Genomic DNA, 17,558 nt, shown 5'->3' on the forward strand with positions numbered 1-17,558 from the left:
CCCCGAGTGTCGTTACGCGGTGCAGCCCAGGCGCGCGGAGATGGACTCCATCGCGCCGATCTCGCCGCTCTGTGCCGCGATCATCCCCTCGGCCACGGTGTCCACGCGCGGGTCGGAACCGAGTTCCACGACGGCCTCCGCCATCGGGATCGCTCCGCGGTGGTGGCGGATCATCAGGTCGAGGAAGAGGCAGTCCGCGGTTGTCCCGTCGGCTGCCCGCAACTGCTCGAGCTCGGCGGACGTGGCCAAGCCCATCTCCGCTTCGAGCTCTTCCTGCGTCGCCGCCGCCGCGTCGTGCCCGTGCTCGGACGACTCCGCCATCCACGCCATGAGCGGGCCGCCGGACTGGGGGAGGCCCCACTGCACCAGCCACCCGTACATCTCACCGCGCTGTCCGGCCTGGGCCGTTGCGATGTCGTACGAGAGCACGCGCAGCTCCGGATCGTCCGTCTTGCGGTGGATCTCCATCGCCATCCCGACGGCCTGTGCGTGGTGCACCTGCATGTCGCGCGCGAACCCGGCCTCCGCCGAGGAGGTGGAGGGGTGCACCGGCGCTGCCGTGGCACCGAAGGCGGTGAAGCGGCCGATCGCGAAGGCCACCGCCGCCACGGCGACGACGGCCACCAGCACGACGATCCATGGCGCCGCCCGGCGGGCGGGCGCCGGAGCGCCGGTGCCTGCGGTCATCGCCGGTCAGGACCGGCCGGGGCCGTCGATGGCGCCGGAGCAGCTCGCGTTGGGCTCGGGGACGTCCTGGCTGCGCCAGTACTCCTCGAAGAACTCCGGAATGCGCTCGTCCGACGCCTCCTCCAGGGTGAGCTGGTGGTTCCAGGAGCTGAGCACGATCGGGGAGTCCAGCCCCTCGTAGGGGGAGAGGATGACGTAGGTGGAGGGGAGGTGCGATTCCAGGGTCGCCAGCTCGTCGCCGGAGACTGCCGCAGGGTCGTAGGTCACCCACACCGCGCCGTGCTCCATCGAGTGGACCGCGTTCTCGTTGACCTGGGGCTCCGTGTAGATCCCGCAGTTCAGCCACGCCGAGCTGTGCGGACCGCCGGCCGGGGGCGACTGGGCGTAGTCGACCGTGCCCTCCACGTGCGTGGTCTCGTTCTCGAAGGTCTCGACACCCTCGATCTCGATGCCCTGGCTGTCCAGCGCGCCGTAGGTCGGGGCACCGCGGGGGGCGAAGACGAAGGAGGCCACGACGAGCGCGATGATCGCGAGGGCGGCGGTGGATCCGACCACCCACCACACGATCTTGCCGCGGCGTCGCCGGGCCAGCTGACGCTGGTACTCCGCGAGCTTCTCCTGGCGCTTCTGCTCGCGCTGCTGCTTGACGGTCTGGTTGAGCTGGGACTGGGTGGCCGGGTTGCCGCTCGCGCGGCGGTCGGACGGGCGTGACGAAGGGGTCATGTGCGGCGTGTTCGGGTTCCGGTCGTGAGCGAAGGCACGTCGGCACGGTGCCGACCGCCCCAGCCTATTCGTGCGCATGGTCATATGGCTGGGAAGGTCCCACACACGGTCCGTCGCCCCCGGTATCATGGATGCGTTCCGAATCGATTCGGGCGCCGCTCTCCCCCCTCCAGAAACCCGTGCCTCGGCCGGGTTTTTTCGCTCACGCTCGAACGAAGGCTCCGTGCTCGACACCGCATCGAACCCGATCATCCCGCCCACCGGCCCTCAGCCCACGTCCCGCCCTGCGACGACCGGCGCGATCCGAACGCTGGGGAAGAACCCGGCGACGGCGCCCATCATGCTGCATCCGGGCGACTCGCTGTCCACCGGCCGCCGCGTGGTCTACATCATCCTGCTCGGTGCGCTGACGGCCCTCGGGCCGTTCACCATCGACCTGTACCTTCCGGCGTTCCCCGCACTGGAGAGCGACTTCCGTACCTCCGCCGCGGCGATCCAGCTCACCCTCACCGGCACCATGATCGGCTTCGCGGTCGGCCAGCTGATCGTCGGCCCCCTCAGCGACAAGGTCGGCCGGCGCCTGCCGCTGCTCGTGGTGACGGGTATCCACGTCCTCGCGAGCACCGCCGCGGCCCTCGCGCCCACGCTCGAGCTGCTGTCGGTCGCCCGCGTGCTCATGGGAGCGGGGGCTGCCGCCGGTGGCGTGGTGGCCGCGGCCATCGTCCGCGACCTCTTCGGCGGACGTCGGCTGGTCGTCATGCTGTCGCGTCTGGCGCTGGTCTCCGGCGTCGCTCCGGTCCTGGCGCCGCTCGTGGGTTCGGCGCTGCTGCTGGTGGTGTCCTGGCGCGGCATCTTCGTCGTCCTCGCCGCGTACGGTGCGGTCATGCTCGTCTCGGCGATCTTCCTGCTCCCCGAGACCCTCCCGCGCGAACGCCGTGCCGAGCAGGCCACGACGACGATCGGCGCTCGTTATCGCAGCGTCCTCACCGACCGGGTGTTCCTCGGCGTTCTCGTCATCGGGGGCATGTCCTTCAGCGGCCTGTTCTCCTACCTGTCCTCCTCGTCGTTCCTGTTCCAGGGGGAGTACGGCCTCGACCCGCAGCAGTACGGGTTGCTCTTCGCGGCCAACTCCGTCGGCGTGGCGCTGGGGGTGCAGACCGCCTCGCGACTGGCCACGCGCTTCGGCCCCCAGTGGGTCATGGCGTGGTCGACCGCCACGCTTCTGGTGGCCAGCATCGCCATCATCGTGACCGACCAGCTGGGCCTGGGGATGTGGGGCACGATCGTGCCGCTGTTCGTCTTCATGACGGCCTGCGGTTTCACCTTCCCGTGCGTGCAGGTGCTGGCACTGGACCGCCATGGCAAGGCGGCAGGCACCGCGCAGTCCATCATCGGGGCCTCGAACTTCGGTGTCGCGGGCATCATCTCCCCGCTCGTGGGCTGGCTCGCCGGTGCCGCCGGCATCACGGCGACCACGATGGCGTCCGTGATGGTCGGTTGCGCCGTCGTCGGTGTGCTGGGCCTGTGGCTTCTGGTGCGGCCGCGAACCGTCGGTCTCCTCGCTCCCTGACCCGGTCGACGCCGGCGATCAGCCGGCGCGGCGGACGGGCTGAAGGCGGAACAACCGCACCACCCGCCCGGATGCCTGCTCGTACCGGCGGTACCCCGGCCACTGGCGCTCGATGCGCGCCCACACGCCATCACGCTCGTCGTCGCCGATGAGCGTGGCACGCACGGGCATGCGCCGACCGCGCACCGTGATCTCCGCATCGGGGTGCGCGAGAAGATTGGTGGTCCAGGCCGGATGGCGGGAGCCGGCGAAGTTCGAGCCGGCCACGATCGCACGGCCCTGTCCGTCGGGGCAGTACATCAGCGGCACATCGCGGGGTTCGCCGGAGTGGGCGCCGACCGTGTGCAGCACGAGCGAGGGCACCAGCAGGGCACTGATCTGCACGCGGCCGTCCGTGGCCCGGGCGATCGCCCGTTCCACCGGCGGCAGCACGCGCGGCCCGAGCCGGCGGAACAGCCGCGTCCGGGTCAGGGGGGCGACGGCGCGGCGGACGACGTCGACGACGGAGGTCATGCGGCCATTCTCCCGTGGTCGGTTCGGCGGGGCGCAACCCCCAGGACGGGATCTCCCACGTCCGGGCAGACTGGCCCGATGGATGATGCAAGGGCGCTCCCGTGGCGCCGGGAGGCCCTCGTCGGCGCAGTGCTGCTGCTGCTGGCGTGCGGACTCGGGGCGTGGGTGTTCGCGCGGGGCAACGACCCCTTCCCCGTGGACGCCTGGTGGAACACCCTCCTGGCCGACTCGGCCGGTAACGAGGTGCTCTTCACCTTCTCCCTGGTGATGAACCGGCTGGGAGGCAGTTGGGTCGCGATCTACGTCGTTCCGATCGCCGGGGCGCTCGCGCTCATCCTGATCCGGCGGCCGTGGGCGGCGGCGTACTTCCTCACCGCATCGATCCTCAGCGCCGCCGCGGTCCAGCTGCTCAAGCGCAGCTTCGGGCGCGCGAGACCCGAAGACATCCTCATCACCAGCGACTACGGGTCGTTCCCGTCGGGCCACAGCGCGAACGCCGCCACGATCGCCGTGGTGGCCGCCGTACTGTTCGCGCGGGCATGGGTCGTGGTCGTGGGGGTCGCGTGGGTCGTGCTCATGGCCTTCAGCCGCACGTACCTGCACGCCCACTGGCTGAGCGACACGCTGGGCGGCGCGCTCGCGGGGGCGGGGGTGGCGTTGCTGGTGGCGGCGGCGTTCTCGGCGCTGCTGGCCCGCGACCCCGGATACGCCGGTGTCTCACGGAGGCGGACCCTTCCCGTGCCCGAAGCGCAGGAGTCCCCGCCGGCGTGAGCGCACGCGCCGTCAAGCCCTGGGCGGACCACCGGGCGGTGCCTACCGTCGGAGGGTGAGCGAACTGACCACCCCCACCGGGCGGGAGTCGGCGCTGCGGGCGATCCCCCGGCCGGACGGCTCCGCCCCGCGCGCGCTCGTCTTCGGCGCGACCGGGTATCTCGGTGGGCGGCTGGTGCCGCGGTTGCTGGCCGCCGGGTATCGCGTGCGGGTTCTCGTCCGCTCGCCCGAGCGCGTGCGGGCCTTCTCGTGGGGCGAGGACGTGGAGGTCGTCCGCGGGGATGCCACCGACGCCGTCGCCGTCGCCGACGCCGTGGGCGACGTCGATGTGCTCTACTACCTCGTCCACTCGATGTCGGCGGGGAAGGACTTCGAAGGCTCCGACCGGCTCGCGGCGCAGACGGTGGCGGATGCGGCCGCGGCGGCCGCGGTGCGGCGCATCGTGTACCTCGGCGGCCTGCATCCGGTCGACGTCCCCCTGTCGCCGCATCTGCGGTCGCGCGTGGAGGTGGGGCGGATACTCCTCGGCAGCGGCGTGCCCACGCTCGTGCTGCAGGCGGGAATCGTGATCGGCTCGGGGTCGGCGTCGTTCGAGATGGTGCGCCACCTCACCGAGGTGCTGCCGTACATGCCGGCGCCGCGGTGGGTGCGCAACCGGATCCAGCCGATCGCGGTCCGCGACGTCCTGCACTACCTGCTGGGGGCGGCCCGCGTGGACGGCACGGTCAACCGCGCCGTGGACATCGGCGGCCCCGACGTGCTGCGGTACGGACAGGCTATGAACGGATACGCGGTGGAAGCGGGCCTCCCGCAGCGGGGGATCGCCGCCCTCCCGGTACTCACGCCGCGGCTGGCCTCCCACTGGGTGAACCTGGTGACGCCGATCCCGCGATCCATCGCGCGACCCCTGGTGGAGTCGCTCCAGAACGACTGCATCGTCAAGGACGGGGATGTCGACGCGCTCATCCCGCCCCCGGCCGCGGGGCTGACCCCGTATCGGGAGGCCGTGCGACTGGCCCTCGGGCGCGTGCGGGCGGACGACGTGGAGACGAGCTGGTTGGATGCCGAACTCTCGGGCGTGCCGAGCGATGCGCTGCCGAGCGACCCGGAGTGGGCGGGGAAGACCGTGTTCACCGATGTGCGGACGGCGCGCACCACCGCGTCGGCGGAGCAGCTGTGGGCGGTGGTGGAAGGCATCGGCGGCGCGAACGGCTGGTACTCCTCGCCGCTGCTGTGGGCGGCGCGCGGATGGATGGACCGGCTCGTGGGCGGGGTGGGACTGGCCCGGGGGCGCCGGAGCCGCCATCGCGTCACGGTCGGGGATGCCCTGGATTTCTGGCGGGTCGAGGCGCTGGAGCCCGGCCGGCTGCTGCGGCTCCGAGCGGAGATGAAGGTCCCGGGGCTCGCCTGGCTCGAGCTGCGCGTGACGCCGGACGGTCGCGGCGCCCGCTACGACCAGCGGGCGGTGTTCTTCCCGCGGGGCCTGGGCGGGCGACTGTACTGGATCGCCGTGCTGCCGTTTCACGGGTTCGTCTTCCGCGGCATGGCGAACCGCATCACCGCCGCCGCTGCGCGAGCCTCCTAGGCTGGGCGGATGCAGCGCATCGCCCGGGTGATCACCGTGTCCGACCGCTCCGCCGCGGGAGTACGGGAAGATCGCAGCGGACCCCGCGCGGTGGGGATGCTGCGCGACGCGGGCTGGGACTGCGCCGATGCCGAGATCGTCCCGGACGGCGCGGACAGCGTCGAGGAGGCGCTCCGCCGTGCGGTCGGCGAACGACCCGTGCTCGTCGTGACCACCGGGGGGACAGGCGCCGGCCCCCGGGACGCGACCCCGGAGGGGACGGCCCGGGTCATCACCCGCGCCCTCCCGGGCGTCGTGGAGGAGCTCCGCCGGGCGGGCCTGGCCGACACCCCGCTCGCCCTCGTCTCCCGCGGCATCGCGGGAGTGGTCGATCCGCAGGGGGCGTTCGTCGTGAACCTTCCCGGATCCTCGCGGGCGGTGTCGGCGGGCATCCCGATCGTGCTGTCCGTCGCCGCCCACGTGCTCGACCAGCTCGCCGGAGGGGATCACGCATGAGCGCCGTGCGGATCGCGGAGATCGCCGCTGACCCCGTCGACGTCGCCGCGCACCTGGCCGCCGTGGAGGGTCCGGCGCTCGGTGCCATGACGGTCTTCGTCGGACGTGTGCGCGACTCCGACCCCGACGCGGCGGGCATCGTGGTCGCGCTGGAGTACAGCGCGCACCCGGACGCTCCCGCGACCCTTCGGAATCTGGCCGAGCGGGCCGCCGAGGAAACCGACGCCGTGGTGGCCGTCAGCCACCGGGTCGGCCGGCTGGAGGTGGGTGACGCGGCCGTCGTGATCGCCGTGGCATCCGGGCACCGTGCCGCGGCGTTCGAGGTGTGCCGCGCCCTGATCGAGGCGATCAAGGTCGAGCTCCCGGTGTGGAAGCGCCAGATCGAAGCGGATGGCACGACCGCGTGGAAGGGCCTCGGCGGCTGACGTCGCCCGCTCAGCCGCCGGCGAAGGGCGGCAGGACGTCGACCTGCGCGCCGTCGGCCAACGGCGTGTCCGCGTCGGTGCGCACTCCGTCGACGAGGATCGCGCAGCGGGGGAGGATCTCGGCGAGGTCGGGATGCTCCGCCACAACCGCGGCGCGAAGAGCGGAGAGGGTGGGCTCCGTGCGGTCTTCCCCATCGCTGCCGGCGGCGTCGGCGGCGGCGGCGAAGTAGCGGACGCGGGTCATGCCGGCGCCTCGCCCGGGCGTGTCCAGTCGCCCGAGCGGCCGCCGGATTTCGCCACGATGCGGACGTCGTCGATGACGGCGACGCGATCGAGGCCCTTGATCATGTCGACGATCGCGAGGGCGGCCACCGACACCGCTGTCAGGGCCTCCATCTCCACCCCGGTCCGGTCGGCCGTCCCCACGGTCGCTTCGATCGCGACCCCCTCGGCGGTGATGTCGAGATCGACCGAAGCGCGGTGAACGCCGATGACGTGGGCGAGGGGCAGCAGCGACGATGCGGACTTCGCCCCCTGGATGCCGGCGATCCGGGCCACGGCCAGGACGTCGCCCTTCGGCGCCGTGCCGTCCAGGAGCGCTGCGACGACCTCGCGAGAGCAGCGGACGAACCCCCGGGCCGTGGCCGTGCGGACGGTCGGCTGCTTCGCGGTGACGTCGACCATGTGCGCCTGCCCGGCGGCGTCGAGGTGGGGGAAGCTCATCCCACCAGCATGACATCCACGACGTCGCCCGGAGCGACCGCGTCGGTCTCCGCCGGCACGATCGCGAACGCGTGCGCCCGGGCGAGCCCCCCGGCCAGGTGCGAGCCGGAGCCACCGGCGGTGGCCGGCCGCACCGTACGGGCGGCGAGGTCGACCGCCGCCGGCAGGTATTGCCTCCGGTGCGGGGGCGTCCGCCATCCCTCGATTGCCGTGAACGGGGCGCGTGGGCGCTGCAGCGACTCCCTGCCCTGCATGCTCAGGAGTGCGGGACGGACGAACACCTCGAACGACACCGCGACGCTCACCGGGTTGCCGGGAAGGCCGAAGACGAGGCATCCCGACGGCAGGACCCCGAACGCCTGCGGCTTGCCGGGCTGCATCGCGACGCCGACGAATTCGACGTCGCCGCCGCCCTCGAACGCGCCACGCACCGGCTCGTAGGCTCCCGCGCTGACCCCGCCGGTGAACACGATGACATCCGCGTCGGCGGCTTCGGCCTCGGCCGTGACGCGCGCGACGGCGGCGGGGTCATCGATGACGCGGGCGATGTGGACGACCTCGGCGTCGGTCTCGGTGACGAGGGCCTGCAGGAGCGGCCCGTTCGAGTCGGGGATCCGACCCCGCGAAGGGACTTCTCCCGGCGCGGTCAGTTCGCTCCCCGTGGAGACCACCGCCACGCGAGGGGCGCGGGTGACGGACACCTCCGCCACCCCGGCGGCCACGGCAGCGGCGATCTGGAAGGCGCCGAGCCGCAGGCCGGAGCCGAGGACCACGTCGCCTGCCCTCAGGTCGCCGCCGCGAAGTCGGATGAATGCGCCGGGGCGGGGCGACCGGGTCACCCCGATCGTGCCGAGCGAGTCGGCCAGACCTCCCGCGGTGTCCTCGAACGGCACGATCGCGTCGGCGTCGGAGGGCACCGGAGAACCGGTCATGATCCGCGCGGCCTCGCCGGCGCCGAGCGCGGGGTCGGCCGCCGTACCGGCCGGAAGGTCGGCCACCACGCGGAGCCGGGTGGGATGCTCCGCCGAGGCGTGCTCAACGTCGCCGGAGCGCACCGCGAAGCCGTCCATCGCGGAGTTGTCGAACAGCGGGATGTCGTGCGTGGCCCGCGCGGGGGCCGCGAGGGTGCGGCCGGCGGCAGCCGTCACGCCGAGCATCTCCGCGGGAAGCGGACGGGTGGCCGCGAGCACGCGGGCCAGCTGGTCCTCGACGCTGCGGAGGGTGCTCACGCGACCGCCTCGGTGGATGCTGCCCGCAGCGGCACCTCGGCGATCCGACCGCGGAGCGCATCCACCGTCAGCATCCGTCCGAGAAGCGGCTCTCCCGCTCCCGTCACGATCTTGACGACCTCGGTTGCGAGCATGCCGCCGATCTGCATGCACAGCGCCCCGAGGACGCCGACCTGCTCGCACGTGGGGGGCTCGCCCTCGGTTCCCTCGGGGAACAGGTGTGCCAGGCGCACCGCCGGCGACCCGACCGGGGGTCGTGACCAGAACACCGTGACCTGTCCGTGCCACTCCTGCACCGCGCCCCACACCAGCGGCACGCCCAATTCGTCGGTGGCGCCGGCGACCGCGCGACGTGTCGCGAAGGTGTCGCTGCCGTCGACGACCACGTCGGCGCCGCCGAGGAGGGCGACGGCGTTGTCCGCGGTCAGCCGTTCGGTCACGGCGATGACGCGCGTGAACGGGGCGAGGTCCGCGGCCGCCCGCACGGCGGAGGCGGTCTTGGGGGCGCCCACATCGCTGACCCGGTGCAGGATCTGGCGTTGCAGGTTCGTCAGCTCGACGACGTCGTCGTCGATGACGACGAGTTCCCCGATTCCGGCCGCGGCGAGGGCGAGGAGAGCGGGCGAGCCCAGCCCGCCGGCGCCGATGACGGCGACGCGTGATGCCGCCAGCCGGCGCTGGCCCTCTTCACCGATACCGCTGAGCACCGCGTGCCGGGCCGTGCGGATGAGTTCGGTCGGGGGGAGGACGTCGAGCGGTTCCACCAGCGGCTGCATCCCCTCAGGGTACGCCGCACGCGGATCGGCATCTGCGGCAATAAACCTGGATTTTCTCCGCCGCTGCGGTAGATTTGCGCGATGACCACGTTCCGAATCGCCCAGGCCGCGCGCCTGCTCGGCGTGAGCGACGACACCGTGCGGCGGTGGATCGACGCGGGACAGCTCGAGGTCACGGGAGCCGTGCCCGCGGAGATCCCGGGAGAGGCGCTCGCCGCCCGCGCGGTGGAGCTCGCCGGCGCGATGGCGGACCCGGCCGACATGCTCTCCAGCGCCCGCAACCGATTCGTCGGCATCGTCACCCGCATCCTCGTCGACGGGGTGATGGCGCAGGTGGACCTGCAGAGCGGCCCCCACCGGGTCGTGTCACTGATGTCGGCGGAGGCCGTACGGGATCTCCGGCTGGAGGTCGGCTCGCTCGCGGTCGCCTCGATCAAGGCGACGAACGTCGTCGTCGAGACCCCGAGGCCGTGACGTGCGGATGCCCCGGCGTCCGTTCCTCGCCGCGATCCCGATCGCGGCGCTTCTCGCCGTCACCGCCTGCGGCCCGACGACAGCAGCCACGCCCGGCGACGGCCGGCCCGGCGGCACACTCACTCTCTACGCCGCCGCCTCCCTCGCCGGCGCCTTCGATCGGATCGCCGAGCGGTTCGGCGACGAGCACCCCGCCGTGGAGATCATCCCCGTCTACGACGGATCGAGCACCCTGGCGACGCAGATCGGCGAGGGAGCTCCCGCCGACGTATTCGCATCGGCGGACGAGGTGACGATGCGCCGGGCCGCTCCGGAGGCCGAACCGGTCGTCTTCGCCACCAACACCCTCGTCATCGCCGTACCCGCCGACAACCCGGCGGGCATCTCCTCGCTCACCGACCTGCCGGGAGCAACGGTCGTGCTCTGCGCTTCCGAGGTGCCCTGCGGCGCCGCATCCAGCGCACTCCTCGAGCGCGCCGGCGTGCGGGTGACTCCGGCCAGCGTCGAGCAGAGCGTCACCGCGGTGCTCACCAAGGTCGCCGCCGGCGACGCGGATGCCGGACTGGTCTACGCCACGGACGTGCGCGGGATCGACACGGTACGCGCGATCGTGCCCGACCAGGCCGCCGAGGTGGTGAACCGGTATCCCATCGCGGTGCTTCCGGAGGCGCGCAATCCGGAGGCCGCGGAGGCCTTCGTCGCCTTCGTCCGATCGGGCGAGGGCCGGCGGATCCTCACCGAGTCCGGTTTCGGTGCGCCGTGAGCCAGACCTCCCCGGGATTCGTTCCCCGCTGGCTGGCGATTCCGGCCGTGGTCGGCCTGGCGTTCCTCCTCCTTCCGCTCGTGGCGCTCGTGGCCCGTGTGCAGTGGAGCACCCTGTGGGTCGACGTCACGTCGCCGGCCGCGCTGGCGGCACTCCGCCTCTCCCTGCAGACCGCCCTGTCCGCCACCGCGCTGTGCATCCTCGCGGGCGTGCCGCTGGCTCTCCTGATCGCTCGATCGAGCGCCCGGACGGCGGCGGCGCTTCGTGCCGTCGTGACCGTGCCGCTCGTCCTCCCGCCCATGGTGGGCGGCGTCGCGCTGTTGTACCTGTTCGGCCGGAACGGATGGCTGGGGGCGAGCGGCCTGCCCTTCACCACCGCCGCCGTGGTGCTGGCGCAGACCTTCGTCGCCCTGCCCTTCCTCGTCCTCGCGGTCGAGGGGGCGCTGCGGACCACCGGTGTGGAGTTCGAGCGCACCGCCGCCGCTCTGGGCGCGGGACGCTGGGTGATCCTCCGCCGTGTGACGCTGCCGTTGGCAGCCCCCGGCATCGTGGCGGGGGTCGTGCTGTGCTTCGCCCGCGCGATCGGGGAGTTCGGGGCGACCGCCCTGTTCGCGGGGAACGCCCCCGGCATCACGCGGACGATGCCGCTGGCGATCTACACGGCCTTCAACGGCGCCGGAGTGACCCAGGGCACGGCCGTCGCCCTGTCCCTTCTGCTGCTGGCGACGGCGATCGCTATCCTTCTGCTCGTGCGCGGGTGGCGCCCGGGGGCTGCGCGGTGACGGACCTCTCCGCGCGCGTGGTCGTCCACCGGTCGCGGATCACGGTGGACGTGGAGCTCGAGGTCGCATCCGGGGAGACGGTGGCCGTCATGGGGCCGAGCGGCGCCGGAAAATCGACGCTCCTCGGCGCTCTGGCGGGCCTGGTGCCGCTGGATGAGGGCGAGGTGCGTGCGGGCGAGCGGGTTCTCGAGCGGACGCGGGCACCGCGCATCCGGACGGCACCCATGCAGCGGGGCGTCGTGCTGCTGGGCCAGGACCCGCGGTTGTTCCCGCACCTGACCGCTCGGGAGAACGTGGCCTTCGGGCCGAGGGCGGCGGGAGTGCCCCGACAACGCGCCCGCGCCGATGCCGACGCATGGCTCGCCCGGGTCGGGTTGCCCGCGGCGGGGGAGCGGCGCCCCGACCGGCTGTCGGGGGGAGAACAGCAGCGGGTCGCGGTCGCGCGCGCTCTCGCCGCCTCGCCCCGCGCGGTGCTCCTGGACGAGCCTCTCGTCGCGCTCGACCCGGAGACCGCCGCCGACATCCGGTCCATGCTGCGGGAGCAGCTGACCGCGACGACCGTCGTGGCGGTCACCCACGACGCCGTCGACGCGGCAGCGCTCGCCGACCGCCTGGTGGTGCTCGAGGACGGCCGGGTGACCCAGTCCGGCGACGTCCGCCGTGTGCTCTCGGCCCCGGCGACGGGGTTCGTCGCCGCGATCGCCGGGCTCAACCGCGCCGAGGGTGTCGCCGTCGACGGCCACTGGGAACGTGACGGCGTGCGGCTGGGGTCGGCGGATGCGGCGTCCCGCGCGCTCGCCCGCCACGGGCATCGGGCGCTCGCCGCGGTCTTCCGGCCCGCCGCCGTGCGGGTCGGCCCCGGTGACCGGGCCGGCGCGGGCACGACACGGCCGAACGCGTGGGCCTCATCGGTGACACGGATGGAACCCACGCCCGGCGGTGTCCGCCTCCACGCCGGATGGTGCGTCATCGACCTCGACCCGGCCGGTGCGATCGGGCTCGCTCCCGGTTCGCCCGTGACGCTGTCTGTGGACCCCGCCGACGTCCGCTTCATCCCCGTGGATAGGCTCGGAGGATGATCACGATCCGCGGGTTCCGGGGCGGCGATGAGGCGGCGCTCGCCGACATCTGCCTGCGGACGGGGGATGCCGGCAGCGACGCCACCGGGGTGCTGGAGGACGACGCCCTGTGGGGCGAGATCTTCGTCCTGCCCTATGTCGCCCGGCACCCGGAATTCGCCTTCGTCCTGGAATCCGACGCCGGGCGTGTCGTGGGATACGTCGTCGCCACGCCGGACACGCGCGCGTTCGAGGAGTGGTTCCGCGACCGCTGGTGGCCGCGGTTCGCCCAGCGCTGGCCCTATCCCGAGACCGAGCGGACGCGGCAGGACGGCCTCGTGCGCTACGCCTACGGCCGCGCCCCGGGGGCCGAACCGTACGGCGATGCGTACCCGGCTCACCTCCACATCGACCTGCTCCCCGAGGCGCAGGGTCAGGGGTGGGGGCGCCGGCTGATCGATACGGAGGTCGATGCGCTGCGTGCGGCCGGCGTGCCGGGGGTGCACCTGGTGGCGTCGGCCGACAACCTCGGAGCGCTGGCCTTCTACGACCGGCTCGGATTCCGGCGGTTGGCGCCGGCCGAGGGTGGGCAGGCGTTCGCCCGCGACCTCTGAGAGGTGCTCACCCGAGCGTGCGGACGCGGCGACGTTCTCGGAGCACGTACGCGGGGCCGAACGCGGTCGCGGGGCGTGCGTCGTCTCGCGCGGCACCGTCCTCCCGCCAGTCGTGCGCCTCGTAGAAGCGGGCAGCGCGGTCGTTCCCGTCGAGAACCCACAGGAACGCCGACGTGAACCCGGCCTCGCGGAGCCACCCCTCGGCCGCCTCGATCAGGGCGTGACCGAGCCCGCGTGACCAGTGGCCGGGAACGACGTAGATCGCGTAGAGCTCGCCCCAGTCGGCCAGATCCGCAATCCGGGACGGGCCCACTCTCGCCCATCCGACGACGTCGTCGCCGATAGCGGCCAGCAGATCCACCGCCCCGTCACGGTGGTCGAGCCGCCACCGGTCGGCGCGGACGAGACCCTCCCGCTCGGCGTCCATCCCCGCCAGGACGCTGTCCGGAATGAGCCCGCGGTAGGCGGCCAGCCACGACTGAACCCGCACGCGCGCGATGACCGCCGCATCCGCCCGTCGTGCCCTCCGCACCGTCACACCCATGACCGGAACCCTGCCATACGGCGGAGTTGATCACGCGGTACCTCCGCTTTTCCGTCCCGTGGCGGAACTCTCTCGCCGTCGAAGCATCGGCATCCGTGCCGTTGGTCGGCAATAGCGCCTAGCCTCGGTACATGCGGCGATCGGCGGCGGGTGGATGAGCGCGGTCCCAGTGGTCGTCCGCCTGCGGGGTTCGCATCCGGCTGCCCAGCCGGATGGGCTCATCGACGCGCACGGACGCGTGCACCGCGACCTGCGCATCTCCCTCACCGATCGCTGCTCGCTGCGCTGCACGTACTGCATGCCCGAGCAGGGCAACGAGTGGCTGGCGCGATCGAGCATCCTCACGGCCGACGAGATCGTCGAGGTGGCCACCGTGGCGGCGCGGCTCGGGGTCAGCACCTTCCGCCTCACCGGGGGTGAGCCGCTCCTGCGCGCCGACATCGTCGACGTCGTACGACGCATCGCCGCCATTCCCGGGGACTCCGGGCCGGTCGAAGTCGCCATGACGACGAACGGGATCCGCCTTCCCGAACTCCTCCCCGATCTCGTCGAGGCAGGCCTCGGCCGGCTCAACATCAGCATCGACACCATCCGCCGCGACCGCTTCGCCGCCCTCACCCGCCGAGACCGCCTCGACGACGTGCTCGCGGGGATCGCTGCGGCGGCGGCCTCGCCGCTGCGTCCGCTCAAGCTCAACGCCGTCGCCATGCGCGGCGTCAACGACGACGAACTCGTCGACCTCGTGCAGTTCGCCGTCGATGCCGGCGCCGAGATGCGTTTCATCGAGCAGATGCCTCTGGACGCCGGACACACGTGGGACCGGACCACGATGGTCACCCGCGAGGAGATCCTCGCGGCGCTCGCCGGGCGCTGGCACCTGGAACCCGTCCCCGGGCGGGGAGGTGCGCCGGCCGAGACGTGGCTGCTGGACGGCGGGCCTCACCGGGTCGGTGTGATCGCGTCGGTGACCGCGCCGTTCTGCGGCGCGTGCGACCGCCTGCGCCTGACCGCCGACGGTCAGCTGCGCAACTGCCTCTTCTCGATCGCGGAGTACGACCTGCTGCCGGCGCTGCGGGATGCGACCCCCGGCGCGCGTGAGGCCGGTATCGCCGACATGCTGCGCTCGTGCGTGCACGGCAAGCTCCCCGGGCATGCGATCGATGACCCGGGGTTCCTGCAGCCTCCGCGGGGGATGAACGCCATCGGGGGATGAGTCGAGCGCCGCACGGGCTTTCCTATACTCGGTAGACACATACTCGATATCCCAGGGGGGTCGCATGTCGGTGCGTCGCGGGCTGCTGGCGATCCTCGATCAGGACGCGTGTTACGGCTACCAGCTGCGCGCCGAGTATGCGCGGCGCACGGGCGCCGCGCTCAACGTCGGCCAGATCTACACGACCCTCGACCGGCTGGAGCGGGACGGCCTCGTAGAGAAGCGGGGCACCGACGAGCGCGGTCACACGTACTGGGGCATCACGCCGGCCGGGCGGGATGACACCCAGCGGTGGTTCGCCGAGGCAGAGGCTCCGGCCGCACGGGATGAGCGGGCGTTCAAGCTCGCGCTGGCGGCGACCCTGCCCGGCGTGGATGCGGCGGGGCTGGTCGCAGCCGAGCGGCGCGCGGCCGTCGACCGGCTGAACGCGATCGAGGAGGACGCGTCGGAGGATGTCGCCGTCGCGATCCTCCGGGAGGCCGAGCGTTCCCGCGTCGCCGCGGAGATCGCGTGGCTCGATGCCGTCGCCCCGCTCGTGGCCGGAGTCGACGGGGATCGGGTGTTCACGCTGTCATCCGACCGCCCGCGCCGGGGTCGCCCCGCGCGGAGCGACACCGCCGAGCGATAGGACTATCTCTCGCAACGCTTACCGTCAACCCCGCGCGCGATCGTCGAAGCCGGCGCCACCCTGGATGCAGGAGCGAAAGGGGCCCGGCAATGGTGATGGAAGCACGTCACGTCGAGTCCACTCCGCTGGCAGCGCCCCAGCCGTGGACGCGCATCGATCTCGACCTCTACGAGATCACGTGGGACGGGAACGTCGCGGGGTACGTCGAGGTGGTCGGGCACGTGTTCGTCGCCCTGTCGGGGCCCCGTTATGACCGCGCCGTCGAAGTGTGCCAAGCGCTGAGCTTCCCCGACGCGGTCCAGGCGCTCCGCCGCGCGCTCCTCTGATCCCGGCGGTGCCGGCTAGCTCGCGAGGGTGTAGCCGGCCTCGTCGATCGCTGCGCTCAGTGCGTCGGGGGAGAGGGGTGCGGTACCGCGCACCGTCACGCGCGACGTGCCACCGGCCACCAGCTCGACGTCGACGTCGGTCACACCCTCGAGGGCGGTGATCTCCTGGGTGACCGCGCGGACGCAGTGGCTGCAGGTCATCCCGTCCACGGCCAGCTCGGTGACGACGGGGGTCGATGTCGGCGCGCTCGCCTCGGCCGGCGCGCCGCACATGCAGGAGTCGCCGCCGCACCCGGCGGCGGGGGCGGTCAGTCCGAGGTCCAGACGCTGAACGGTCATGATCTTCTCCTTCTCAGGCAATGCGGTTCACGAACGGACGAGACGCGCGATGGCCTCGTTCGCTTCGCGGAGTTTCTCTTGGGCGACGGGCCCGCCTTCGGTCGTGGCCTCGGCCACGCAGTGGCTGAGGTGATCGCTCAGCAGCGACAGGGCGACGGTCTCCAGCGCCTTGGTCGCGGCGGAGACCTGGGTGAGGATGTCGATGCAGTACTTGTCGTCCTCGACCATCCGCGCGATGCCGCGCACCTGGCCCTCCGCGCGCCGCAGCCGCTTGAGCAGATCCGCTTTGCTGCCCTCGTACCCCTGCATGCGCCCATGATACCCCGGGAGGGTATATTGCACGGTGGCGGGATGCTGCCGCCACGGCGCGCCCGGAGGCGTTACGGTCGGATCATGACTTCCTCCGACCGCGACGACGAGGTCGATCTGCTCATCGACGCGTGGTCGCGCCGTCTGCCGGAGATCGATCTCACGCCGCTGGATGTCATGTCGCGCCTTCGCCGCGCGTCGCATCGGCTCACGAGGCTCCGGGCGGGAGCCTTCGCGCATGCGGGCCTGTCGGCGTGGGAATTCGATGTTCTGGCGGCGCTGCGGCGAGGGGAGGCGCCGCACGAGATGAACCCGGCGCAGCTGATCGAGGCGACGATGATCGGCTCGGCCGCGATGACGAATCGCCTGGAGAAGCTCACCGCGCGGCGCCTGGTCGAGCGGCGCCCGAACGAGTCCGACCGGCGGAGCATCCTCGTCCGCCTGACGCCGGAGGGAGCCGCGCGGGTGGATGCGGCCATGACCGAGCTCGTGCGGCGCGAGGCCGAGGAGCTGCGGGCACTGACGCGCACGGATCAAGCCGACCTCGCGCGCATCCTGCGCCTTCTCGTCGAACCCTGACGCGACCGCTCGGCCCGTCGCACCACAATGGAGGCGTGGCCCCACCGACCAGCAGCGGAGCAGCCCGACGCTCGTGCCTCAGCCGCCGCGCCGGCCAGATGTGCACCCGGGAGGCCGGCCACCGTGGCCTCCACAACCGCGTCGGCACGGGGTTGCTGTGGAGCGAGCGCGAGGCCGACGCCCCCCGATGCCGGGGCGGCGGGCAGCCGGCCCAGCCGGCCGCGGCTCTCCCGGACGGCTATCCCGGCGGGCGTGCCCTCTGCTCGGCGTGCTGGGGCTTCGTGCCCATGGATGGCGGCGCGCTCGCCGAGCACGACTCGTGGCGCGGCGACGCGGACGAGGAGGAATCCGATCGGCGTCGGGCGTGGTTCAACACGCACGGCTGGTGACCGCGGATCGACCGCGCCCGGGCTCGCGTCCATCGTCATCGCC

Annotated in this window: 25 protein-coding genes; 15 read left to right on the plus strand and 10 right to left on the minus strand. The window is 72.7% G+C overall.

What is annotated here, in order from left to right; translation table 11 throughout:
- Window positions 1-12 precede the first annotated feature (12 nt).
- Together AC2DFQ_RS06970 and AC2DFQ_RS06975 are read right to left on the minus strand one after the other, a co-directional pair.
- Entirely contained in the window at window positions 13-687 is a 675-nt protein-coding gene (locus AC2DFQ_RS06970; RefSeq protein ID WP_484533387.1) for a DUF305 domain-containing protein, read from the minus strand.
- Between the two features lie 6 nt (window positions 688-693).
- Complete coding sequence (locus AC2DFQ_RS06975) at window positions 694-1,410, minus strand: thioredoxin-like domain-containing protein (protein ID WP_484533388.1); 717 nt, start codon at window positions 1,408-1,410, stop codon at window positions 694-696.
- A 223-nt stretch (window positions 1,411-1,633) separates the two neighbouring features.
- On the opposite strand from AC2DFQ_RS06975, the gene AC2DFQ_RS06980 reads away from it, so the two are divergent.
- A complete protein-coding gene (locus AC2DFQ_RS06980; RefSeq protein WP_484533389.1) occupies window positions 1,634-2,980 on the plus strand; it encodes a multidrug effflux MFS transporter in 1,347 nt (448 codons plus the stop codon).
- Window positions 2,981-2,998: 18 nt separating this feature from the next.
- Here AC2DFQ_RS06980 and AC2DFQ_RS06985 read toward each other — a convergent pair whose 3' ends face one another.
- Window positions 2,999-3,493 (minus strand): nitroreductase family deazaflavin-dependent oxidoreductase, encoded by a 495-nt coding sequence (locus AC2DFQ_RS06985; RefSeq protein ID WP_484533390.1) that lies wholly within the window; start codon window positions 3,491-3,493, stop codon window positions 2,999-3,001.
- A gap of 78 nt (window positions 3,494-3,571) precedes the next feature.
- Here AC2DFQ_RS06985 and AC2DFQ_RS06990 point away from each other — a divergent pair, with 78 nt between their 5' ends.
- The 4 genes from AC2DFQ_RS06990 to AC2DFQ_RS07005 are packed head-to-tail and all read left to right on the plus strand — an operon-like array spanning window position 3,572 to window position 6,769.
- Window positions 3,572-4,264, plus strand: a complete 693-nt coding sequence (locus tag AC2DFQ_RS06990) for a phosphatase PAP2 family protein (protein WP_484508467.1) — start codon at window positions 3,572-3,574, stop codon at window positions 4,262-4,264.
- Window positions 4,265-4,319: 55 nt separating this feature from the next.
- Window positions 4,320-5,849 (plus strand): SDR family oxidoreductase, encoded by a 1,530-nt coding sequence (locus AC2DFQ_RS06995; protein WP_484533391.1) that lies wholly within the window; start codon window positions 4,320-4,322, stop codon window positions 5,847-5,849.
- A 9-nt stretch (window positions 5,850-5,858) separates the two neighbouring features.
- Entirely contained in the window at window positions 5,859-6,344 is a 486-nt protein-coding gene (locus tag AC2DFQ_RS07000) for a MogA/MoaB family molybdenum cofactor biosynthesis protein (protein WP_484508469.1), read from the plus strand.
- The gene (locus tag AC2DFQ_RS07005) at window positions 6,341-6,769 is read left to right on the plus strand and encodes a molybdenum cofactor biosynthesis protein MoaE (protein WP_484533392.1); all 429 of its coding nucleotides are present in this window, start codon (window positions 6,341-6,343) and stop codon (window positions 6,767-6,769) included. Before AC2DFQ_RS07000 ends, AC2DFQ_RS07005 begins: the two co-directional genes overlap by 4 nt.
- A gap of 10 nt (window positions 6,770-6,779) precedes the next feature.
- Here AC2DFQ_RS07005 and AC2DFQ_RS07010 read toward each other — a convergent pair whose 3' ends face one another.
- Genes AC2DFQ_RS07010 through AC2DFQ_RS07025 form a run of 4 tightly spaced genes read right to left on the minus strand, consistent with a single transcriptional unit; the run spans window position 6,780 to window position 9,497 of the window.
- Complete coding sequence (locus AC2DFQ_RS07010) at window positions 6,780-7,013, minus strand: MoaD/ThiS family protein (protein ID WP_484508471.1); 234 nt, start codon at window positions 7,011-7,013, stop codon at window positions 6,780-6,782.
- A complete protein-coding gene (moaC, locus tag AC2DFQ_RS07015) occupies window positions 7,010-7,492 on the minus strand; it encodes a cyclic pyranopterin monophosphate synthase MoaC (protein ID WP_484533393.1) in 483 nt (160 codons plus the stop codon). The genes AC2DFQ_RS07010 and moaC overlap by 4 nt, the downstream gene beginning before the upstream one ends.
- Window positions 7,489-8,721, minus strand: a complete 1,233-nt coding sequence (locus AC2DFQ_RS07020; protein WP_484533394.1) for a molybdopterin molybdotransferase MoeA — start codon at window positions 8,719-8,721, stop codon at window positions 7,489-7,491. The genes moaC and AC2DFQ_RS07020 overlap by 4 nt, the downstream gene beginning before the upstream one ends.
- Window positions 8,718-9,497 (minus strand): HesA/MoeB/ThiF family protein, encoded by a 780-nt coding sequence (locus AC2DFQ_RS07025; protein ID WP_484533395.1) that lies wholly within the window; start codon window positions 9,495-9,497, stop codon window positions 8,718-8,720. Before AC2DFQ_RS07025 ends, AC2DFQ_RS07020 begins: the two co-directional genes overlap by 4 nt.
- An 81-nt stretch (window positions 9,498-9,578) precedes the next feature.
- Here AC2DFQ_RS07025 and AC2DFQ_RS07030 point away from each other — a divergent pair, with 81 nt between their 5' ends.
- The 5 genes from AC2DFQ_RS07030 to AC2DFQ_RS07050 are packed head-to-tail and all read left to right on the plus strand — an operon-like array spanning window position 9,579 to window position 13,188.
- Entirely contained in the window at window positions 9,579-9,971 is a 393-nt protein-coding gene (locus AC2DFQ_RS07030; protein WP_484533396.1) for a TOBE domain-containing protein, read from the plus strand.
- Between the two features lie 7 nt (window positions 9,972-9,978).
- Complete coding sequence (gene modA / locus AC2DFQ_RS07035) at window positions 9,979-10,734, plus strand: molybdate ABC transporter substrate-binding protein (RefSeq protein WP_484533544.1); 756 nt, start codon at window positions 9,979-9,981, stop codon at window positions 10,732-10,734.
- A complete protein-coding gene (modB, locus tag AC2DFQ_RS07040) occupies window positions 10,731-11,516 on the plus strand; it encodes a molybdate ABC transporter permease subunit (protein WP_484533397.1) in 786 nt (261 codons plus the stop codon). The genes modA and modB overlap by 4 nt, the downstream gene beginning before the upstream one ends.
- Window positions 11,513-12,595 carry a sulfate/molybdate ABC transporter ATP-binding protein gene (locus AC2DFQ_RS07045; protein WP_484533398.1) on the plus strand — a complete coding sequence of 361 codons (1,083 nt, stop codon included), beginning with the start codon at window positions 11,513-11,515 and terminating at the stop codon, window positions 12,593-12,595. The genes modB and AC2DFQ_RS07045 overlap by 4 nt, the downstream gene beginning before the upstream one ends.
- Window positions 12,592-13,188 (plus strand): GNAT family N-acetyltransferase, encoded by a 597-nt coding sequence (locus AC2DFQ_RS07050; RefSeq protein WP_484533399.1) that lies wholly within the window; start codon window positions 12,592-12,594, stop codon window positions 13,186-13,188. The genes AC2DFQ_RS07045 and AC2DFQ_RS07050 overlap by 4 nt, the downstream gene beginning before the upstream one ends.
- Before the next feature lie 7 nt (window positions 13,189-13,195).
- Here the strand turns inward: AC2DFQ_RS07050 and AC2DFQ_RS07055 are convergent, their stop codons facing one another.
- On the minus strand, window positions 13,196-13,732 hold the full coding sequence (locus AC2DFQ_RS07055) for a GNAT family N-acetyltransferase (protein ID WP_484533400.1): 537 nt from the start codon (window positions 13,730-13,732) through the stop codon (window positions 13,196-13,198).
- A 154-nt stretch (window positions 13,733-13,886) separates the two neighbouring features.
- Here AC2DFQ_RS07055 and moaA point away from each other — a divergent pair, with 154 nt between their 5' ends.
- From moaA to AC2DFQ_RS07070, 3 genes are all read left to right on the plus strand, one after another.
- Window positions 13,887-14,945, plus strand: a complete 1,059-nt coding sequence (gene moaA, locus AC2DFQ_RS07060; RefSeq protein ID WP_484533401.1) for a GTP 3',8-cyclase MoaA — start codon at window positions 13,887-13,889, stop codon at window positions 14,943-14,945.
- A gap of 64 nt (window positions 14,946-15,009) precedes the next feature.
- The gene (locus AC2DFQ_RS07065) at window positions 15,010-15,573 is read left to right on the plus strand and encodes a PadR family transcriptional regulator (protein WP_484533402.1); all 564 of its coding nucleotides are present in this window, start codon (window positions 15,010-15,012) and stop codon (window positions 15,571-15,573) included.
- A gap of 89 nt (window positions 15,574-15,662) precedes the next feature.
- On the plus strand, window positions 15,663-15,899 hold the full coding sequence (locus AC2DFQ_RS07070; RefSeq protein WP_484508483.1) for a hypothetical protein: 237 nt from the start codon (window positions 15,663-15,665) through the stop codon (window positions 15,897-15,899).
- A 15-nt stretch (window positions 15,900-15,914) separates the two neighbouring features.
- Here AC2DFQ_RS07070 and AC2DFQ_RS07075 read toward each other — a convergent pair whose 3' ends face one another.
- Together AC2DFQ_RS07075 and AC2DFQ_RS07080 are read right to left on the minus strand one after the other, a co-directional pair.
- Window positions 15,915-16,238 carry a heavy-metal-associated domain-containing protein gene (locus tag AC2DFQ_RS07075; RefSeq protein ID WP_484508484.1) on the minus strand — a complete coding sequence of 108 codons (324 nt, stop codon included), beginning with the start codon at window positions 16,236-16,238 and terminating at the stop codon, window positions 15,915-15,917.
- A gap of 27 nt (window positions 16,239-16,265) precedes the next feature.
- Window positions 16,266-16,547, minus strand: a complete 282-nt coding sequence (locus AC2DFQ_RS07080) for a metal-sensitive transcriptional regulator (RefSeq protein ID WP_484508485.1) — start codon at window positions 16,545-16,547, stop codon at window positions 16,266-16,268.
- Window positions 16,548-16,631: 84 nt separating this feature from the next.
- Between AC2DFQ_RS07080 and AC2DFQ_RS07085 the strand changes: the two genes are divergently transcribed.
- Together AC2DFQ_RS07085 and AC2DFQ_RS07090 are read left to right on the plus strand one after the other, a co-directional pair.
- On the plus strand, window positions 16,632-17,126 hold the full coding sequence (locus AC2DFQ_RS07085) for a MarR family winged helix-turn-helix transcriptional regulator (protein WP_484508486.1): 495 nt from the start codon (window positions 16,632-16,634) through the stop codon (window positions 17,124-17,126).
- A 35-nt stretch (window positions 17,127-17,161) separates the two neighbouring features.
- Window positions 17,162-17,515: a hypothetical protein gene (locus tag AC2DFQ_RS07090; protein WP_484533403.1), complete on the plus strand. Its 354-nt coding sequence runs from the start codon at window positions 17,162-17,164 to the stop codon at window positions 17,513-17,515.
- The last annotated feature ends 43 nt before the right edge of the window (window positions 17,516-17,558 follow it).

It is taken from the genome of Microbacterium sp. Z11_20, assembly GCF_057197605.1.

Coding starts and splice junctions, on each gene's coding strand:
- AC2DFQ_RS07010 (WP_484508471.1), bottom strand. CDS start 7,013: ATGACCCGCGTCCGCTACTTCGCCGCCGCCGCCGACGCCGCCGGCAGC.
- AC2DFQ_RS07080 (WP_484508485.1), bottom strand. CDS start 16,547: ATGCAGGGGTACGAGGGCAGCAAAGCGGATCTGCTCAAGCGGCTGCGG.
- moaC (WP_484533393.1), bottom strand. CDS start 7,492: ATGAGCTTCCCCCACCTCGACGCCGCCGGGCAGGCGCACATGGTCGAC.
- AC2DFQ_RS07055 (WP_484533400.1), bottom strand. CDS start 13,732: ATGGGTGTGACGGTGCGGAGGGCACGACGGGCGGATGCGGCGGTCATC.
- moaA (WP_484533401.1), top strand. CDS start 13,887: ATGAGCGCGGTCCCAGTGGTCGTCCGCCTGCGGGGTTCGCATCCGGCT.
- AC2DFQ_RS06975 (WP_484533388.1), bottom strand. CDS start 1,410: ATGACCCCTTCGTCACGCCCGTCCGACCGCCGCGCGAGCGGCAACCCG.
- AC2DFQ_RS07030 (WP_484533396.1), top strand. CDS start 9,579: ATGACCACGTTCCGAATCGCCCAGGCCGCGCGCCTGCTCGGCGTGAGC.
- AC2DFQ_RS06970 (WP_484533387.1), bottom strand. CDS start 687: ATGACCGCAGGCACCGGCGCTCCGGCGCCCGCCCGCCGGGCGGCGCCA.
- AC2DFQ_RS07070 (WP_484508483.1), top strand. CDS start 15,663: ATGGTGATGGAAGCACGTCACGTCGAGTCCACTCCGCTGGCAGCGCCC.
- modA (WP_484533544.1), top strand. CDS start 9,979: ATGCCCCGGCGTCCGTTCCTCGCCGCGATCCCGATCGCGGCGCTTCTC.
- AC2DFQ_RS07005 (WP_484533392.1), top strand. CDS start 6,341: ATGAGCGCCGTGCGGATCGCGGAGATCGCCGCTGACCCCGTCGACGTC.
- AC2DFQ_RS07085 (WP_484508486.1), top strand. CDS start 16,632: ATGACTTCCTCCGACCGCGACGACGAGGTCGATCTGCTCATCGACGCG.
- AC2DFQ_RS07065 (WP_484533402.1), top strand. CDS start 15,010: ATGTCGGTGCGTCGCGGGCTGCTGGCGATCCTCGATCAGGACGCGTGT.
- AC2DFQ_RS07025 (WP_484533395.1), bottom strand. CDS start 9,497: ATGCAGCCGCTGGTGGAACCGCTCGACGTCCTCCCCCCGACCGAACTC.
- AC2DFQ_RS07075 (WP_484508484.1), bottom strand. CDS start 16,238: ATGACCGTTCAGCGTCTGGACCTCGGACTGACCGCCCCCGCCGCCGGG.
- AC2DFQ_RS07050 (WP_484533399.1), top strand. CDS start 12,592: ATGATCACGATCCGCGGGTTCCGGGGCGGCGATGAGGCGGCGCTCGCC.
- AC2DFQ_RS06985 (WP_484533390.1), bottom strand. CDS start 3,493: ATGACCTCCGTCGTCGACGTCGTCCGCCGCGCCGTCGCCCCCCTGACC.
- AC2DFQ_RS06990 (WP_484508467.1), top strand. CDS start 3,572: ATGGATGATGCAAGGGCGCTCCCGTGGCGCCGGGAGGCCCTCGTCGGC.
- AC2DFQ_RS07000 (WP_484508469.1), top strand. CDS start 5,859: ATGCAGCGCATCGCCCGGGTGATCACCGTGTCCGACCGCTCCGCCGCG.